Genomic DNA, 17,485 nt, shown 5'->3' with positions numbered 1-17,485 from the left:
GCATCGTCAGGCCATGTCGATCTCCAGGCTGATCCTGGCGGCCGTCGCGTCGGCGCTGCTGGCGCTCGGGTGTCGCCAGCCGCCGCCGGCGTGTCCGGCCGCGGCGGCCACGCCCGCGGGCGCGGTCGCGCCAGCGCCCGCGTCGACCGCACCGACCTCGCCGCTGACGTCCGAGCGGCGCGCGTGGTGGCGGGCGATCCGCGGCGGCGGCGCGCTGCCGGACGGCACGACCGCGGCGTCGCTGGTGCCCGAGCTCGAGGCCCTGCTGGCCGCCAGCGATCCCGAGGTCCGCGACGGCATCGGCTACGAGGTCCTGGCGCGCTGGCTCGGCGCCGACGCCGCCCTCGACGACGCCACCGTGGCCGGCCTGCGCGATCGCCTGGTCGCGCGCACCGCCGCCGCGCCGACGCCCGGCGACGCGGTGTTCGGGCGCTCGTTCGCGGCGCTGGTGTCGTCGGTGATCGTCGCGCGCGAGGTCGCGGCGCCGCGCTGGAGCGACGCCGAGGTGGCCGCGCAGATCGACGCGGCCACCGCCTACGCCGCGCGCGAGGTCGACCTGCGCGGCTACACCGGCGCCACCGGCTGGGCCCACGCCGCGGCCCACGCCGCCGACTGGATGAAGTTCCTGGCTCGGCACCCGCGGCTCCAGGCCGCCCAGGCGACGCAGCTCCTGGGCGGCGTGGCCGCGCTGGTCGCCCGCGGCCACGGCGCGCGGTTCAGCCACGGCGAGGACGAGCGCCTGGCCGCGGCGGTGCGGGCGGTGGCGCGGCGCGACCTCCTCGACGACGCCGCCGCCGACGCGTGGCTGGCGGCGGTCGCGGCGCCGCTCGCGTCCGGCTGGCCCGATCCGTTCGACCCGGTCGTCTACGCGACCCAGCGCAACGCGCGCGACCTGCTGGTCAGCTGCTTCATCGCGCTGTCGTTCGACGACTCCCCCGGCGCGGCCCGGCTGCGCGCGCGCCTCGAGCGCGCGATGCGCGGCGGGTGATCACCCCCGCCCAGCGCGACCGCGGCCGAGCTACAACCACGGCATGGCCGACCTCACGGATCACGCGCGCGCGCAGTTCGCGCAGTCCTTCCAGCCGCTCGGCGACGCCGGCTACACGCTCGAGCGCGTCGCCGACGCCGCCGCGTACTGGCAGCTCCACGACCGCGAGCTCGGCGGCGACTTCCCGCCCGAGGTGTTCTTCGACCTGCACGCGACCCGAACCGCCGAGGCCCGGGCGGGGCTGGCCGGGCTCGAGGCCGACCGCGCGGCGCGCACGTTGACCGACTTCACCGTGGTCCGCGCCGGCGACGAGATCGTGGCGATGTTCTCGGGCGAGCAGCGCGATCGCGGGCTCTACCGGATGTGGCACACCAACGTGCGGCGCAGCCACCGCCGCCGCGGCCTGTACCGCCAGATCCTCGCGGCCACGGTCGCCTACACCCGCGCCCTCGGGTTCGACGCGATCACCAGCGAGCACGCGCCCAGCAACAACCCGGTGATCATCGCCAAGCTGCAGGCCGGGTTCTGCATCTACGGCCTGGAGGTCGATCCGATGGCCGGGCTGTCGGTGATCCTGCGCTACTTCCATCAGCCCGAGGCGCGCGCCGCCTACGAGTTCCGGTGCGGCCTCGCGACGGTGACGCCGGCGCTGCGCGCGGCCGGCTTCGGCGCGTTCGCGACCCTGCGCGACCAGCTCAGCGGCTGAGCTCCGCCCTCCGAGCCGCGCGCCGCCGGGCTCGCCGAGCGGTCTCCGACCGAACAGCGTCACGAGCGCAGGGCAGGGCGAGGTCGCCCCGCCGAGACCTCCGAGCCGCGCGCCGCCGGGCGCGCCCGGAAGGGTCGCGAGGGTCTGACCGGGCGATGTCGCGCCTGCGCGCCGCGGGCCGCACGGGTTCAGTGGTGGTCAGCGGCCCGCGGCCGCGCGGGAAGATCGACGGCGCGGGTCGCGCGTGACTGGCGCGATGCGCGCGCGTCGGTTGTCCGCGGCTGCGACCGGATCGCTCGTGCTGCACGCGGCGCTGGTGGTCGCGGCGGCGCGCGCCGGACGCTGTCACCCGCGGCCGCGACCCGCGTCGACCACGACCGCGGTCGCGCTGGTGACCGTGGCCGCGCCCCGGCCGCCGGTCGCGCTGGCGCCCGCGCCGACCCCGCGCGCAGCCGATGAGCCCGGCGGCGGTCGCCCGAGATCACGCGGGGCGGCGCCGCGACTCCGACGGCCGGCGACGGTCGCGCCGATGGCCGCGCCCGCGAACCCGGCTGAACCAGTGACCGCGCCCGGGCCGGTGACCGATGCCGCGCCGAGGTCCGTCGCACCGACGGCTGAGGCACCGACGGCCGAGGCCGCGCCGAGCCCGCCGGCGTCCTCGTCCACGGCGGCCACCGACCGAGGGGGGCGCGGGGGCGACGGCGGTGGCGCTGGCCACGGCACAGGCACTGGCACTGGCGCGGGCGCGGGCTGGACCGCGGCGCTGCTCGCTCCGTCACCGCCGGGCGCGGTGCGACGGTCGCTGGCGCGCCCGGCCCGGCTGATCTGGCCGACCCGGACCGGCAGCGAGGCGCAGGGCACGCTGTTCACGGTGATCGTCAAGGTCGACGCCGAGGGCTACGTCGCCGGCGTCCGGCTCGAGGGCGGGTCGACCCGGCGGCGCGATCAGCAGGCCGCGGACGCGGTCTGGCGGTTCCGCTACGACCCGGCCCGCGACGCCGCCGGCCGCCCGATCCCGTCGACGCTCGAGCAGGCCTTCATCCTGCGCAAGTGAGCGCGCGCGTCCCCGCCGGCACGTGATCGAGCGCCACCCGCCCGGTCCGATCGCATATCCTCGGCCCATGCTGCCACGCACGATGTTCTGTCTTGGGCTGGTGACGCTCCTGGCCTGCGGCAGCACCCCCGACGACGCCGGCCCTGATCCGACCACCGACGCCGACGGCGACGCCATCACCGACGCCGACGAGGGTGCGGCCTCGGCCACCGACACCGACGGTGACGGCGTCCCCGACTACCAGGACACCGACGCCGACGGCGATGGCATCGACGACTACCGCGAGGCCGGCGACGCCGACCCGGCGACGCCGCCCGATCGACAGCGACCGCGACGGCACGCCCGACTTCCGCGACACCGACTCCGACAACAACGGCCGCGCCGACGGCGTCGACGGCACCGGCGACCTCGACGGCGACGGCCAGCCCGACTTCCAGGACCTCGACGACGACGGCGACGGCATCCTCGACGCGACCGAGCTCGGGGATCCGCTCGCGCCCCGGGACACCGACGGCGACGGCGTGCCCGACTTCCAGGATCTCGACAGCGACGGCGACGGCCTGGCCGACGCCGACGAGGGCACCTCCGACAGCGACGGCGACGGCGTCGGCGACTGGGCGGATCCGCGCAACGACGGGCCGCCGCCGACGGTGTCGTTCACCGCGATCTCGACCACGTTCAACAACCCGATCGGCATCGACTTCCACGAGCCGACCAACTCGGTCGTGATGTCGGTGAACTACGCCGACGGGCTGCCGCTCAACTTCGAGCGGGTCGAGCTCGACGGCACCCACGTGCCGTTCTCGAGCGAGCGCGGCCTGACCGACGAGGTCAAGATCGCGACCGTGCGCTCGGGCAACGTCGGCGGGTTCGTCACCGGCGACCTGTTCGTCGGCAACGGGCTCGACGGCCAGATCACGCGCATCACCGACGACGGCGCCACGATCATGAACCCGTGGGTCGTGCTGCCGGGCACCGGCCACGGCCTCATGCGCGGCTCGCTCTACATCGACCGCACGGGCGTGTTCGGGGGCGATCTGCTCGCCGTGACCACCCTCGGTGCGGTCTGGCGCATCACCTCGGCCGGCGCCCCGACCATGCTGGCGGCGGTCGGCGTCCACCTCGAGGGCATGATCGTGGTGCCGCCGTTCCCGGCCCGGTTCGGGCCGCTGGCGGGCAAGATCATCGCCGGCGCCGAGGGCCAGGGGCTCCTGTACGCGTTCGACACCACCGGCGCGTACACGACGTACACCCTCGGGGTCGCGGTCGAGGACGTCGATCTGGTGATGCCGGGCGAGAACTTCTTCGGCGTCAACTACGGCACCGGCCGGCTCCTCGGCGTGCCCAAGGAGGTGTGGCGGCCGATCGTCGGCGACGTGCTGCTCACCACCGAGACCGTCGTGGCCGGCGCCAGCGGGCTGTTCCGGATCTACTGGGACGGCGTGACGCTGTCGGCGCAGGCGCTGCCGCTCGACCCGGGCTCGGCCACGGTCGGCCAGTGGGAGCACAACACCTTCGCCAACGCGGGCATCGCCGAGATCCCGTGACCACCGGCGGCCCGCTACGCTAGATCGCGGGCCAGCTCGGCGTAGAAGCCCTCGTCGGTCAGGTAGTACGCCCACAGGTCCTGCACCTCGGCCACGCCGCGCTGGCGCTGGAACTCGGTGAGGTCGTCGAACTCGCCGTCGTACCAGCCCCACAAGAACCGGGCCCGCAGCGGGTCGAGGTTGCGGCGCCGCAGCTCGGCCACGACGTCGGGCAGCTCGTCGTCGTCGAACTCGTCGATCAGATCGGTGGCCTCGTCGATCAGGTTCGCGAGGTACGCCAGCCCGGCCTTGGTGAGGTCCCAGCGATCCTTGCGGTTGTTCATCACCACCAGCCCGCGGGTGGCCAGGTCGATCAGGATCTCGTCGAGCGGGGTCAGGTCCGACGGCAGGCCGATCGGGAACACCAGGCAGCCGTCGGCCGGCGTGAGGTCCATCTTCTTGAGCACGTAGATGCCCGCGTAGGTGCGGATGGCGTCGTCGTCGACGACCGCGGTGGGGCGGCGGATGAGCTCGGTCATGGTGGTGCTCCAGGGCGGTGGGCCTGGCGCCAGCCAGCGGCGGCCAGGCGCAGGCGGTCAGCGCCCGGGCGCTGGTCGAGCCACGCGTCGACCGGCCCGAGCCCGTAGTGGACCGGGCGGTCGCCGGCCGCGGCCGGCGCGGTCATGGCGGCGTGGTGGGGGTTGCACAGGGCCAGCACGACGGCCGGCGCCGCGGGCAGCCGCGGCAGCCAGCGGTCCAGGAACGTCGAGAGCCGCGCGGTCACGATCGTGTCGGGCAAGGCGAACTCGAGCACGACGTCGTCGGCGAGCGCCGGGCCATCGTCGGCGGCGTGCACCGCCACGATCAGCGCGTCGTCGACCGCGGTGGTCGCGGTCGGCCCGGCCAGCCACACCCGGTCGACCCGGGCCCAGCCGAACCCGGCGTAGTCGAGATCGATCGTGGCGCGGTCCGTGGTGAGCCCCAGCAGCTCGAGCGGCGGGCGCGGCCCGAACGGCAGCTCGAGCAGCGAGCGCGGCGTGGTCACGCGGCCAGGTGCACGCGCGGGCGAGCGTCCCGACCGCTGCCGCCGAACCGGCCGCCGCCGCGCGATCGCGGCGGGGTGCGCTTGGTGCCCGTGCTGCCGCCGTAGCTGCGCCCGGTCTGCGAGCGCTTCGCGAACCGCTCCGGGTGCTGGGCCCGGTAGCCCGAGCGGCTGGTCCGCAGCTCACCGTGGCGGGCGGCGCTGGTGGTGTACGGCTGCCGGTACATCGGCGCGTAGCCGGGCATCATCATGCTGGACAGCATCGAGCCCATCAGCATGCCCGACATGATGCCGAGCATCGGCGAGTGGTAGCCGGCGTAGTGGCCGTAGCCGTGGGTCTGGTAGTGGCCCTCGCCAGCGCCGGTGATCGAGCGCTGGATCGTGAAGATCTGCTCGGGCTCATCGACCTTGCCGTCGGCGTTCTTGTCGAAGAACCCGGTGACGATCTGGGTGGCGTCGTCGACGTCGTGGACCGCGATGCTGATGATCTCGTCGCCCTCGTAGAGCTCGTTGATCCGTCGCTCGAGATCGGCCGGGCCGTCGGCGGCCTTGTACGCGTCGTTGACCTTGTCCCAGTCGATCTTGACGTTGGTGTTCGCGGTGGTGGTCCACCGATCGGTCGAATCCCGCTCCCGCACGCAGGCCGTCGTGGCGGCAGCGAGGGCGAGGGCGAGGGCGAGGCGGGTGACGCGGGTCAGCACCGGCACAGCGTAGTAGGCGCGAGCCGGATGTCAATTTGCGCCCCCGGCGGTCGCCGGCCCGTCACCGTCGTGACCTGGACGCGCACGATCGGCCCGCGCCGCCACGTCGGGGCGTCCTCGACGGCCGCGCGCGCAGCTCGGCGGCGCGCGTGACCAACGTGCGCGGGGCGCAGGACGCCGGCGGGGCCGGGCGCACGCCGGCGGACGGCTGGTGGCGCGGCGACGGCAGCGGACCGCTGCTTGCTTGTGAGGGCGAGACGGCGTTACCGTCGAGCCGGGGCATGCGGCTGCGACGCAAGATCACGGTCGCGTTCTTCCTGGTCAGCGCGCTGGTCAGCCTGCTCCTGGCGTTGTTCCTGTACCGGTTCGTCGAGCGCCAGCTCCGCACCGAGCTCCGCAGCCGCCTGCGCAACATCGCGACGCTGGGCGCGCGCACCGTCGATCCCAGCGCCTACGCCCGGCTCCGGGCCCAGGTCGCCGAGCTCGAGCCCGACGCCGTGCGCGCGGTCGAGCGCGCGCCCGGCGGCGACTACCAGCGGCTCTCGGACCAGCTCAACGCGATCCGCGCCGCCGAGCCGGGGCTGATCCGCTACGTCTACGTGCTGGTCCCGACCGCCGATCCCGACCAGCCGCGGTTCGTGGTCGACGCCGACGTGCTCGCCGGCGCGCCCGACGACCCCGAGCTGTCGCACTTCGCGCAGCCCTACGACGTGTCCGACGTGCCGCTCCTCAAGCGCGCGCTGCTCGAGTGCACGCCGCAGATGGAGTCGACGTTCGTCTACGACCCGGCGTTCAAGGTCCACTCGGTGTCGGCGTACGTGCCGCTGCCGGGCCCGCGCGACGGGAGCGGCCGCTGCCCGGGCGTCATCGGCGTCGACATCACCGACACCGACATGCGCGCGGCGCTGGGCCGGGCCGGGTCGCTGGCGATCAAGGTGTCGCTGGCGGTGATCGCGCTGGCGCTGGTCGTGTCGATCATCATGGGCACGATGCTGACGCGCTCGGTGATCGCGCTGTCGGACGCGGTCAAGCGCTTCGCCGACAAGGACTTCGCGGTCCGGACCCGGGTCGCCAGCAAGGACGAGATCGGCCAGCTCGGCGCCAGCTTCAACGCCATGGCCGAGACCATCCAGCACCACAGCGACAACCTCGAGAGCCTGGTCCGGCACCGCACCAGCGAGCTCGAGGCCGAGAAGCAGACCTCCGATCGGCTGCTGCTCAACGTGCTGCCGGCGCCGATCGCCACCCGGCTCAAGCAGGGCGAGGGCGTGATCGTCGATCGCTTCGACGACGTCACCGTGCTGTTCGCCGACATCGTCGGGTTCACCGCGCTGTCGGCCCGGACCTCGCCCGAGGTGCTCGTCGCGATGCTCGACGACCTGTTCACCCGCTTCGACGCGCTGGCCGACCGCCACGGCCTCGAGAAGATCAAGACCATCGGCGACGCCTACATGGTCGTGGCCGGCGTGCCCGAGAAGACGCCGGATCACGCCACGCGCATGGCGCGGATGGGCCTCGACATGCTCGCGACCCTCGCCGACTACGCCACGACCAACACGCTCGAGCTGACCATCCGCATCGGCATCCACTCGGGCCCGGTCGTGGCCGGGGTGATCGGCCGCAACAAGTTCATCTACGACCTGTGGGGCGACACGGTCAACACCGCCAGCCGGATGGAGTCGCACGGCCTGCCCAGCCGGGTCCACGTGTCGGGGACGACGGTCGCCGCGCTCGGCGCTCAGTTCGAGGTCGAGGCCCGGGGCGAGATCGACGTCAAGGGCAAGGGGCCGATGGCCACGTTCTTCCTGGTGCGCGAGCGCGACCGCGACGCCGAGGCCGCCCCGACGCCGACCCGGGCCACGCCCACCGACAGCTTCGGCGCGACCGTCGCCCGGGCCAGCGCCGCGCCCGGAGGGGCGCCCGGGACCACCTGGACCGTGACCTTGCCGCACTCGTCGACGGTCGTGGCGTCGTTCACCCGCGAGGGCCTGGGCCACAAGTTCAAGAAGATCGTCAAGAAGGAGCTGCAGACCGGCGACAAGGCGTTCGACGACGCGGTGTTCATCGCCACCGACACAGCCGACGAGACCGCCGCGCTCCTGGCCGCGGCCGACGTGCGCGCCGCGATCGCCGGCCTCGTGATCGCCGGCGGCACCGTCTCGATCGACGCCCGGCGCATGATCATCGACGTGGCCGGCGCCGGCAGCGACGACGATGACGCCCGGGTCGCGACGCTCACCCGGGCGCTGGTCGGCGGCTGAGCCGGCGCCGGCCGCGACGACGACGCCCGGTCGCGACGCTCACCCGGGCGCGGGTCGGCTGGTGCGCTGGCGCCCGGCCGCGATCACGCCGGCGCGTCGTCATCGGTGATCGTCGTGAGGATCGTCCGCACGTCGGTCAGCGTCGGCGCGAACAGCGTCAGCTGATCGGGGTCGGCGAACACCGCGGCGAAGTCGTCGGGGCGAAACGCCCGGGCCAGGCGCGCGGCGAACGTGTCGCGCAGCACGCGCAGGTAGTGCTCGACGTCGTAGTCGCGGCGCGGGTCGGCGCGATCGGGGCGGCCGTCGTCATCGGTGGTCACCAGGGCGCCGCCGCCGCGGGTGCGGTAGACCCGCACGCGCTGGCCCGGGCGCCAGGTGGGGTGGTCGCTCGCGAGGACCGCCTCGTAGGCCAGCTCGCGGCGGCCGTCGCGCACCGCCTGGTACTCGTCGACCGAGCGGGTCAGGCGGACCTGCGACGACACGTCGTACGGGCCCAGGGTGCGCCGGCGCAGCGCGCGACGGTGTCGAGGTAGGCCGCCCGGACGCCGGGGACGTCGCCGCGCAGCAGGCACGCGAGCGCCGCGCGCAGGAACGCCTCGCCGAACGGCTCGGCCCGGCTCGAGCGGAACGCGACGCCGCGCAGGGTCAGCGCGCCGTCGTAGCCGGCCAGCGCGTAGTTCTTGGGCTCGTGCGACAGCATCGCGGCGTAGCGGCCCTCGAACTCGAGCCGCACCAGCGGCGGCAGCAGCGCCGCGACCTCGGCGATCGCGCGCCGCTCGTCGGCCTCGCTCCAGCCCGCGGGCACCGCGCCGTAGACGCCGTCGGTGTCGGCCTCGAGCAGGCGCACCCCGCGCGCCGCGAGCTCGCGACAGATCAGCGCCAGGACCTCGCGGCCGCGGCGCGTGACCTGGTTCGCGGCGTGGACGTCGGCGAAGCGGGTCAGGCCGCCGGCGGCCAGGTAGCCGTAGGCCGAGTTGACGATCAGCTTCATCGCCGCCGACATGGCCTCGTGCTCGGCCCGGGCCCGGGAGCCCGCCGGCGCGGCTCGGCCGCGATCCTTGGCGGCGAGGCGGCGATCGACCAGGCGCTCGACCAGCGCCACCAGCGCGCCGAGGTGATCGCGGGCCGGGCCGATCCGGTAGACCCGCATCAGCGATGGATACAGGCTGGCGACGTCGGCCTTGACCACGCGGTGCGCGACCCCGGCCGCGAACAGGTGCAGGGCCGCGCCGCTGTGCGGCGTGCCGTCGCCCGGCGCGTGGGCCGGCAGCGCGGTGCCCGAGCGCAGGTACGCGCGCACCAGCAGCGGATCGATCACGCCGGTAGCGGCGCCGGCGTCGGCGAGGCGCTCGTACCGGCGCGGGGCCAGGCGCGCCAGCGCGAACGCGGGGCCGCCCAGCACGGCGGCCACGCCCGCGGCCTCGTCGACGTCGGCCCGGGCGTAGCGCCGGACCCGCTCCGGGTCGCGCTGGTAGACGGCGTAGATCTGATCGCCGGGCACGTGGGCGCGGTCGGGCGCGGCCAGGCCCAGGTGGCGGGCCACCGCCTTGAGCCCGTGGCCCGGCAGCTCGCGGGTCGCGAAGTCGTGGCGCAGGGTCGCGTCCATCGTGTCGATCAGCTCGCGGCCCGGCGCCAGGTAGCGGATCCGGCGGTCGCCGTCGCCGTCGGCGGCGGCGCCGCGGCGCGCGCCGCGCTGGCGCAGCCCCGGCGGGCCGATGCGCCCGAGGGACAGCGGCACGCCCAGCCGACGGGCGCGCGCGACCAGGAACGGCAGGTCGAACCCGTGCAGGTTGTGGTTCTCGATCACGTCGGGATCGGCGGCCGCGACCGTCGCGACCAGGCGGGCGATCAGCGCGGCCTCGCCGGCGTCGTCGAGCGCCGCCGCCTCGAGCGTCGCGCTGGCGCCGTCGGGCGTGCGCACCGCGATCAGGAAGATCCGATCGTGGGCGGGATCGAGCCCGGTGGTCTCGAGGTCGAGCTGCAGCCGGCGCAGGTCCGCGAACGCCAGCTCCCGGAAGTAGGTGCGGCCGCTGGCCACGAGGTACTGCTCCTCGGGCGGCAGCACCAGCGCCGCCTCGTCGCCGAGGTCGCGCAGGTGGGTGACCGCGCGGCCGAGCCGGCGGCTGGCGCCGTGCAGGATCGCGCCGGTCAAGGTCGGGAGATCGTCGGCGCGCGCCAGGAACCGCAGCGCGCCCGGGCCCGTCAGCTCGCGCACGGTCACGGTCGCGCCGCGCGCGCCCTCGGCTCCGAGCCGCGCCCCGAGGTGCGTCAGGTCCTCGGTCCGATCGAGCACGACCCACGGCCGGAACCGCACCTGCTCGCGCACCAGCGCGCCGTCGACGCGGCGCCAGACCGTCGCCAGGCCGTCGCCGTCGGCCCACACCGAGACGATGCCGGGGGTCGGATCCCAGCCCTCGAGCCACTCGTCTTCGATCGTGCGGGCCACGCGCCGGGCATTGCACCACGTCGGTGCGACGCTGAGCGCGCGGCGGGCGGCCGGGCCGTGGCGAGGTGCGGGGCGTGCGCGCCGCGGGGAGCGGCGCGCACCGACTGCGCGGATCGCGCCCCACGGTCCCCGGTGGCGCCGGCACGCGGTGTGCTGCGCTCTGGACCATGCGGTCCACGCGCGCGCTGGCGATGCTCGGGCTCGTGCTCCTGGCCGGGTGCCGGGGGCGCGACCACCAGGCGCACGCCGACTCGGGGTCGCCGTTCGATCGCCCGATCGCCCAGAGCTGGCCGGCGGTGAACCAGTGGAGCCCGCGCCTCGAGCAGGAGTACGCCGACTTCGTCGCGACCATCGGCGCCGCGATCGAGGCGCGTCGCTGCCGCCGGCTCGACGCCTGCCTGCGCGACCCGGCGATCAACCTCACCTACGAGCCGGCGGTCGACGCCGACCTGCGCCTGCGCGTCGACTGCGCCGATCTGCCGTACGTGCTGCGCGCGTACTTCTCGTTCAAGCGCCGCCTGCCGTTCGGCTTCGTGTCGCGGACCGCCGGCCAGGGGGCCGATCCGCGCTACGCCCTCGCGATCGAGCCGACCCGGTACGACGCGTGGCTGGCCTACCCGACGCCGCGCGCGCTCCTGGCCGGCATGGTCGGCCGCGTCCACTCCGGCATGTACCGGATCGCGCCGGCGGTCGAGACCAGCGACTTCTACCCGGTCGCGATCGATCGGCGCGCGGTCGCGCCGGGCGCGATCTACTACGACCCCAACGGCCACGTCCTGGTCGTGGCCCAGGTCCGCCCCGACGGCGTGGTCTACCTGATCGACGGGCACCCCGACGGCAGCCTGACCTGGAAGCGCTTCGGCGAGGCCTTCGCGATCGGCACCGCGCGGCTGGGCGGCGGGTTCAAGCGCTTCCGGCCGGTGCGGGTCGAGGCCGAGCGCCTGGTCCAGGCCGCCAACGCCGAGCTGCCGTGGTTCGATCCCGACGCCCAGTACGACCCCGCGCGCCGCCTCGTCGCCGGCGAGCCGGTCGGCTACCACGCCTGGGTCCACGTCACGCTCGCCGAGGACGGCGTCACGATCGATCCGATCGCCGAGGTCCGCGACCAGGTGCGGGCGCTGTGCCGCGACCTCGCCGATCGGGCCGAGGCCGTCGACGTCGCGATCGCGGCCGGGCTCGCGGCGCGCGCGCACCCGGAGGCGATGCCCGACAACATCTACGGCACCGACGGCGACTGGGAGACCTACTCGACGCCGTCGCGCGACGCGCGGTTCAAGGCCGCGGTCCGCGAGCTCGCCGGCTACGTCCGCGGGCTGCCGGTGCTCGCGCGCGCGCTGCTGGCGCCGAGCCTGCGCGCGGTCTGGCGCGAGGAGGCGGCCTGCCAGATCTCGTACCTCGGCTCGACCGGCGTCGCGCACACGCTCACGCTCGATGACGTCCTCGGTCGGCTGTTCGACCTGTCGTTCGATCCGTACCACTGCCCCGAGCTGCGCTGGGGCGCGCCCGCGGGGTCGCCCGAGCGCGCGGCGTGCCCTGACGACGCCGACAAGCTGCGCTGGTACGACGACGAGGCCCGGCTGCGCAACCGGATCGATCGCGACTACGGCGTGCCGACCCCGCTCGACGGCGGGCCCGAGGTGCCGCCGGACGTCGACGTGCGCCGGACGCTAGCCGGCCGCTGAGCGACCGCGCGCGGAGGTCACCCGTCGCCGAGCCAGGCTCGCAGCTCGGCGAGGTCGGGCGCGTCGCCGCGCACGAACGTCCGCACGTCGCCGCGGTAGTTCCGGACCCGGACCTCGGCCTCGCGCAGCTTCGCCAGCGCCGGCGCGCCGAGGCGGCGGGGCAGCTCGGTCGGGGCGTGGACCAGGAACACCGGCGCCGCGCCGGGCCGCTTGACGTACGCCAGGTCGAACACCGGGTGCGGCGTCCGATCCCAGCGCGACCACGGGATCGCGCCGGTGCCGCGGCAGCGCGCCTCGGCGATGGCGACGCTGTCCCGGGCGGTGACCTCGCACGCGAACGCCGGGAACGCGCGGTAGATGCTTCGGCCCAGGGTGTGGTCGGCGATGTTGACGTCGCGACAGGTGGTCGCGTTCTCGACGACCGGCGCCAGCACGACCAGCCGCGTGAAGCGGCCGATCGGCGCCGTGAGTTCGATCGTCCGCACCGGCGTTCGGTCATCGGCGAAGATCGCCGCCCGCTCGAGGGCGAGGACGTCGAGCAGCGCCGTGGCCATCGCCTGGCGCTGGTCCTCGGGCAGCGCGGCGCGCGCGACGCTGCTGCGCAGCGCGACGCCGCGGCGGCGGTCGTCGGACGTGACCAGCCACTCGGCGACCGAGGCGTTGCGGTGCGCGCAGACGTGGGGCCGCCCGGCGACCGGCTGGTAGTCGTGACGGCGGCGACCGGCGGCGTCGAGGTCGGCGTGGAACGCGGCGACGACGTCGGCGGCGAGGTCGAACGCGAGCCCAGGCTCGGCCGCCCCCTCGACGAACCCGCGCCGGAAAAGGTCCTTCACCTTCGCGCGGGCGTGCGCGCGCGCGTCGTCGTCATCGGCGCGGATCGCGGTGTTGCCGCCGCCGCGCCGGTCGGCGCCCCGCCAGCTCTCGTACACCCGGCAGTCGACGACCTGGAGCCAGTACTCGCGCCCGTCGGGGTGCGCGAACACCCGGCGCAGGCCTGGCGGCGAGAACGGTGCTGCGGACACGGCCCCGACCTTCGCACGGATGGCCCGTCCCGGCGCGCGCGGCCCATCGGCCAGGCGCGGCCGATTCCGGGCTACGGTCGGGCCGTGTACTGCTCGCTCGACACGATCGACATCGTCACGGACGGTGACGGTGGGGCCAAGGTGCTGGTGCAGACCGACCATCGGACGCCGACCGAGGTCGGCGCCGATCAGCCGCTGGCGACCGTGTTCGCGTTGACCCGGATGCTGCTGCCGCGCACCGGCGAGTACGCCGGCGCGACCGTCCGCTACGTGTGCTCGGGCGCGGCGCACCCGGTGCTCGTGACCGCGGCCGCGGCGTGTGACGCCGAGCTGACCGGGCGCCGCGGTCGACCTATCGGCGGTGGCGCGGCCGCCGACCGCGGACCTCGCCGACGCCGCGCTGACGACGATCGCGCAGCGCGTGATGGGCGAGCGCGGGCTGGCGCTGGACGAGGACGGGCTCGAGGCGTTGCTGGCGACGCTGCCGGCGGCGCCGGCGCACGACGACGACGAGCTCGGGTACTACACGGCGGTGGTCGAGCTCGCGGCCGTCACCGGCGCGGTGCTGCGGGCGCAGTTCGGCGGACGCTGGGTCGATGATCCGCGGCAGATGAGCGACATCCCGTTCGTGTTCGCGCTGAGCCGCGACGGCGGCTTCACGAACGTGGTCGGCAAGGCGCAGAAGTACTTCCGGTACGGCGACCACGAGTCGCCGGTCCAGCTCCTGCGCGCTGCCGAGGATCTCGGGCGCGACGCTGGGCCGCTCCTGTTCACGCTCAAGCCGTCGGGGTGGGAGCCGGCGACGACGATGATCTGCGCGCCGATCGCGACCGGCCTCGACGCGACCGGCGCCGACGTGCCGCTGATGGTGTTCGGCCACGACCGCCCCAACACCTTCGCGATGATGACGCGCGACGCGCCCGAGGCCGACCCGCCGGCGGCGCTGCGCGAGCGGGCGCTGCGCAACCTGGCCGAGGTCGAGGTCCAGGTCGACACGCTCGAGCTCGGCGCGGTGAGCGTGCGCGTGGTCCACGACAGCTACTTCGCGGCCGAGAAGATCCTCGATCAGGCGTTCCTGCGGCGGCTGCACGCCGAGCTGGCGTGCGAGCTCCTGGCGGTGGCGGTGCCGGCCAAGAGCCGCTTGCTGGTGACCCGCGGCGTCGCCAGCGTCGAGGCCATCGGCGCGTTCATGACGGTGGTGCGGGGCATCTACGACGAGGACGAGGGCGGACGGCAGCTGTCGCCGACGGTGTTCCTGGTGTCGGACGGCGCGATCGTCGGCGTCGCGTCGGCCACCGCGCCCAAGAAGCGTGGCTTCTGGGCGCGGTTGTTCGGGCGGTCGTGACGACCGCGCCGCGCCGCGCCCTCGTCGGGCACCACCACCGGGTGCCCCGGCGCGCTCGGCGCGGCCACCGCCGCCGTCGGCGTCGCCGTCGATGAGGTCGCGGGTGGGGTCGTGGTCGACGCGCTGCTGCAGCCCAAGATCGTCGACAAGATCAGCGCGCGCCGCATGTCACCAGCGTAGCAGCTGCCCCCGGGCGCCGTCGGCCTACCTCGATCGGAGCGCGGCGAGGCCGAGCCCGAGCGCGGCCAGCGCGATCAGGATGGCCGCGAGCCAGCCGACCAGCGACAGCCACGAGCGCCGCAGGCTGGTGCCGCGGTCGGCGCACGTGAGGCACACCGCGAACGTGGACACGCCGCCGTCGGTGAGCACGCAGCAGTCGCCGCACACCGAACGTCGGCACCGCGCGCACGGTCCGGCGGCGGCGCGGCCGCACAGGCGGCACCGCGTGATCGGATCGCTGCCGTGGGTCTGGAGCGACACTGCCGGCGCAGCGTAGCAGCCGCGCCGAGGTCGGCCACGCCGTGCCGGCGTCGGCGCGCGCGTTCTGGGCACGCAGCGCGCCGGCTCGGCACGCCGTGATCGCGGCCATCATCCACCGCAACGGCCTCACCCGCGGTCGTCGTCGTCGTCGGCCGCTTGGTCGTGCCGGTCAGCGCGCCTGCGCGGCCCGCGCGGTCCAGATATCGGCCCCGACGCAGCTGTTCGGTTCTGCTGCTTCGTGACGTCTCGTGGATCGCATGGCCATGTTTCGAGCAAATCGAAGCAAATATGGACTCTTGCGATTCTCCGCACATCCAGTCCAATGCGGCGCTTTGACGCGTCCTTGCTGCCCATCAGAAGAAATTGGCAGAACTCTATTGAATTGGGTCGACCAATGGTCTACATTGCGAATGGTTAAACCACTGTGTTGGGAGGGTTCGATGAAGGTTCGAATGCTAGCGGTACTCGCAGGCATGGTCGCCAGCGCTGGCTGCGCGACGATCATGGCGGGCGGTCCTGATCACGTCAGCGTCAGCGCCAATGTCCCCGGCGCGACGGTGTCCCTGGATGGCCAGGTCGTCGGCCAGGCACCGATGACGGTCACGCTCGATCGTGAGAAGTCCAACGGGCTCATCCGGATCGACGCCCCCGGGTACAACCCGGTCGTCATCCAGCGCACCAAGCACATCCAGGGATGGTTCTGGGCGAACATCTGCCTCGGCGGCGTCGTCGGGATCGTCGTCGACCTGGTCACGGGCGACATCAAGTCGTTCGACGATGCCGCCGTCAACGTCGCGCTGGTGCCTGCGGCGGCGCCGCCGCCTGCGCCGCCGCCGCCGGTCGCGATGGTCCCGTGAGGTGCGTCGGCGCGTGCTCATCGGCCTGGCGGTGACGTCGGCCGCGTGCGCGCGACAGCCGGCGCCGATCGAGTCGCCGGGCGATCCGTGCGCTGCGGCCGCGTTCGAGCCGTGGGACGGACCGGCGTCGTCGGTCGCGGACCCAGCCGGCCCAGACGACGGCGTGGCCGACGGCCTGATCGCGGTGTACCAGCGGTTCCTGCGGCGCCCGGATCTCCCGGGGCAGGGGTGTCCGTACACCCCGAGCTGCTCGGCGTTCGCCCGGCGGGCGGTCACGCGCTACGGCGTGCTCGGGCTCGTGCTGGCGTTCGATCGGTTGTTCGTGCGGGAGCATCCGCTCGCCGGTCGCAACTATCAGACGACGTGCGAGCGTCGACACGTGAAGTGGCATGACCCGGTGCCGTAGCGCCATCGCGTGCATGCTCGTCGCGTTGGCCTCGCCAACGCTCGCGGCAGCGCAGCCGTCGCCGCTCGCTCCCGGCGAGGTCGAGCGACAGATCGCGCTCGCTGATCACCTGCACGCGCGCGGCGAGTTCTACCGCGAGATCGGGGAGCTCGAGCGGCTCGAGGTGCTCGCGCCGACGCCCGCGGTGGCGGGGTGGGCCCGGCTCCGGATCGCCATCGCGTACCACCGGGGTGGGCAGTTCGCCGACGCGGTCGCGGCCTACGATCGCGCGCGCGTCGGCAGCGCGCCGGAGGTCGTGCCGCTCGTGGCGGTGCAGCGCGCGCTGGCCCTGGCCGAGCAGTCGCTGCATGAGCCCGATCGGCCCCGCACCGCCGACGCGCTCGGCGAGCTCGAGCCGCTGCTCGGGTTCCCCGCGGCCGCCGGCTTCCACGCGGCCATCGCGCGAGCTCGGCTGGCCGCGGTGGTCGGCGATCGGGCGCTGGTCGAGCGCTCGCTCGAGCAAGCCCAGGATCGGTGCCGCGCCATCGATGACGCCGCGTGCATCGCCGCCGCCGGGGTCGCGGCCGCGCTGAGGCTGCCGCGGCCTGCACATCGGTCCCCGACGGTCGCGGTCGGGTTGTCGCTGATCGCGCCTGGGGTCGGCTCGGGCTACGCCGGTCACTACGTCGACGGGCTCTACTACCTCGGCTTGACCTCGCTGGCGGCCGCCGGCGCCTACGACGTCTACCAGCCCGAACACGCGCTCGGCGATCAACGCGCGGCGTTCTGGGGGCTGGCCACGCTCGCCGGCACGTTCTATCTCTCGAACCTGGTGAACGCGTACCTGGCCGCGCGGCGCTGGAACCAGGTCGAGGACCATCGGTGGCGCGATCGGATGTGGCGCGCCTCCGAGCTCGGGCTGCCCCTCGAAGCGCTGGCCGCGCCATGAGCGATCGCGCGTGCACGACGACGCGGTGCTGGGGCCGACAC

At 74.5% G+C, this 17,485-nt stretch carries 15 protein-coding genes and 1 pseudogene; 10 read left to right on the top strand and 6 right to left on the bottom strand.

The features are described 5' to 3' along the window. The first annotated feature begins 13 nt into the window (after positions 1 to 13). The 4 genes from IPL61_37230 to IPL61_37215 all read left to right on the top strand — a co-directional run bounded on the left by IPL61_37230 (position 14) and on the right by IPL61_37215 (position 4,295). Positions 14 to 988, top strand: coding sequence for a DUF2785 domain-containing protein (locus IPL61_37230; GenBank protein ID MBK9036835.1), 975 nt, complete (start codon positions 14 to 16; stop codon positions 986 to 988). Between the two features lie 43 nt (positions 989 to 1,031). After that, positions 1,032 to 1,694, top strand: a complete 663-nt coding sequence (locus IPL61_37225) for a GNAT family N-acetyltransferase (protein MBK9036834.1) — start codon at positions 1,032 to 1,034, stop codon at positions 1,692 to 1,694. 790 nt (positions 1,695 to 2,484) lie between these two features. Next, complete coding sequence (locus IPL61_37220; GenBank protein MBK9036833.1) at positions 2,485 to 2,748, top strand: hypothetical protein; 264 nt, start codon at positions 2,485 to 2,487, stop codon at positions 2,746 to 2,748. Positions 2,749 to 3,011: 263 nt separating this feature from the next. Further along, on the top strand, positions 3,012 to 4,295 hold the full coding sequence (locus tag IPL61_37215) for a hypothetical protein (protein ID MBK9036832.1): 1,284 nt from the start codon (positions 3,012 to 3,014) through the stop codon (positions 4,293 to 4,295). A gap of 14 nt (positions 4,296 to 4,309) precedes the next feature. On the opposite strand, the gene IPL61_37210 is transcribed toward IPL61_37215, so the two are convergent. The 3 genes from IPL61_37210 to IPL61_37200 are packed head-to-tail and all read right to left on the bottom strand — an operon-like array spanning position 4,310 to position 6,017. Further along, the gene (locus IPL61_37210; protein ID MBK9036831.1) at positions 4,310 to 4,813 is read right to left on the bottom strand and encodes a hypothetical protein; all 504 of its coding nucleotides are present in this window, start codon (positions 4,811 to 4,813) and stop codon (positions 4,310 to 4,312) included. Next, the gene (locus tag IPL61_37205; GenBank protein MBK9036830.1) at positions 4,810 to 5,319 is read right to left on the bottom strand and encodes a hypothetical protein; all 510 of its coding nucleotides are present in this window, start codon (positions 5,317 to 5,319) and stop codon (positions 4,810 to 4,812) included. The genes IPL61_37210 and IPL61_37205 overlap by 4 nt, the downstream gene beginning before the upstream one ends. After that, entirely contained in the window at positions 5,316 to 6,017 is a 702-nt protein-coding gene (locus IPL61_37200) for a hypothetical protein (protein MBK9036829.1), read from the bottom strand. Before IPL61_37200 ends, IPL61_37205 begins: the two co-directional genes overlap by 4 nt. A gap of 281 nt (positions 6,018 to 6,298) precedes the next feature. Here IPL61_37200 and IPL61_37195 point away from each other — a divergent pair, with 281 nt between their 5' ends. Further along, on the top strand, positions 6,299 to 8,278 hold the full coding sequence (locus IPL61_37195; protein MBK9036828.1) for a HAMP domain-containing protein: 1,980 nt from the start codon (positions 6,299 to 6,301) through the stop codon (positions 8,276 to 8,278). Positions 8,279 to 8,361: 83 nt separating this feature from the next. Here the strand turns inward: IPL61_37195 and IPL61_37190 are convergent. Continuing rightward, positions 8,362 to 10,712, bottom strand: a pseudogene (locus IPL61_37190) (ribonuclease H-like domain-containing protein). A gap of 179 nt (positions 10,713 to 10,891) precedes the next feature. Here IPL61_37190 and IPL61_37185 point away from each other — a divergent pair. Beyond that, complete coding sequence (locus IPL61_37185) at positions 10,892 to 12,406, top strand: hypothetical protein (GenBank protein MBK9036827.1); 1,515 nt, start codon at positions 10,892 to 10,894, stop codon at positions 12,404 to 12,406. Positions 12,407 to 12,423: 17 nt separating this feature from the next. Here IPL61_37185 and IPL61_37180 read toward each other — a convergent pair whose 3' ends face one another. Next, positions 12,424 to 13,428 carry a hypothetical protein gene (locus IPL61_37180; GenBank protein MBK9036826.1) on the bottom strand — a complete coding sequence of 335 codons (1,005 nt, stop codon included), beginning with the start codon at positions 13,426 to 13,428 and terminating at the stop codon, positions 12,424 to 12,426. A gap of 361 nt (positions 13,429 to 13,789) precedes the next feature. Between IPL61_37180 and IPL61_37175 the strand changes: the two genes are divergently transcribed. Continuing rightward, complete coding sequence (locus tag IPL61_37175) at positions 13,790 to 14,773, top strand: hypothetical protein (protein MBK9036825.1); 984 nt, start codon at positions 13,790 to 13,792, stop codon at positions 14,771 to 14,773. A 204-nt stretch (positions 14,774 to 14,977) separates the two neighbouring features. Here the strand turns inward: IPL61_37175 and IPL61_37170 are convergent, their stop codons facing one another. After that, positions 14,978 to 15,253, bottom strand: coding sequence for a hypothetical protein (locus tag IPL61_37170; protein MBK9036824.1), 276 nt, complete (start codon positions 15,251 to 15,253; stop codon positions 14,978 to 14,980). Between the two features lie 404 nt (positions 15,254 to 15,657). Between IPL61_37170 and IPL61_37165 the strand changes: the two genes are divergently transcribed. From IPL61_37165 to IPL61_37155, 3 genes are read left to right on the top strand one after another with little or no spacing between them, the layout of a single operon-like run. Then, positions 15,658 to 16,110: a PEGA domain-containing protein gene (locus tag IPL61_37165; protein ID MBK9036823.1), complete on the top strand. Its 453-nt coding sequence runs from the start codon at positions 15,658 to 15,660 to the stop codon at positions 16,108 to 16,110. Further along, a complete protein-coding gene (locus IPL61_37160; GenBank protein ID MBK9036822.1) occupies positions 16,031 to 16,516 on the top strand; it encodes a membrane protein insertion efficiency factor YidD in 486 nt (161 codons plus the stop codon). The genes IPL61_37165 and IPL61_37160 overlap by 80 nt, the downstream gene beginning before the upstream one ends. A 13-nt stretch (positions 16,517 to 16,529) precedes the next feature. Further along, entirely contained in the window at positions 16,530 to 17,444 is a 915-nt protein-coding gene (locus tag IPL61_37155) for a hypothetical protein (GenBank protein MBK9036821.1), read from the top strand. The last annotated feature ends 41 nt before the right edge of the window (positions 17,445 to 17,485 follow it).

The sequence above is a fragment of the Myxococcales bacterium genome, from assembly GCA_016717005.1.
Classification (GTDB): domain Bacteria; phylum Myxococcota_A; class Polyangia; order Haliangiales; family Haliangiaceae; genus UBA2376.
This window is presented reverse-complemented; position numbering and strand designations above follow the sequence as displayed.

Coding starts and splice junctions, on each gene's coding strand:
- IPL61_37195 (MBK9036828.1), top strand. CDS start 6,299: ATGCGGCTGCGACGCAAGATCACGGTCGCGTTCTTCCTGGTCAGCGCG.
- IPL61_37155 (MBK9036821.1), top strand. CDS start 16,530: ATGCTCGTCGCGTTGGCCTCGCCAACGCTCGCGGCAGCGCAGCCGTCG.
- IPL61_37160 (MBK9036822.1), top strand. CDS start 16,031: ATGCCGCCGTCAACGTCGCGCTGGTGCCTGCGGCGGCGCCGCCGCCTG.
- IPL61_37185 (MBK9036827.1), top strand. CDS start 10,892: ATGCGGTCCACGCGCGCGCTGGCGATGCTCGGGCTCGTGCTCCTGGCC.
- IPL61_37225 (MBK9036834.1), top strand. CDS start 1,032: ATGGCCGACCTCACGGATCACGCGCGCGCGCAGTTCGCGCAGTCCTTC.
- IPL61_37210 (MBK9036831.1), bottom strand. CDS start 4,813: ATGACCGAGCTCATCCGCCGCCCCACCGCGGTCGTCGACGACGACGCC.
- IPL61_37215 (MBK9036832.1), top strand. CDS start 3,012: ATGGCATCGACGACTACCGCGAGGCCGGCGACGCCGACCCGGCGACGC.
- IPL61_37230 (MBK9036835.1), top strand. CDS start 14: ATGTCGATCTCCAGGCTGATCCTGGCGGCCGTCGCGTCGGCGCTGCTG.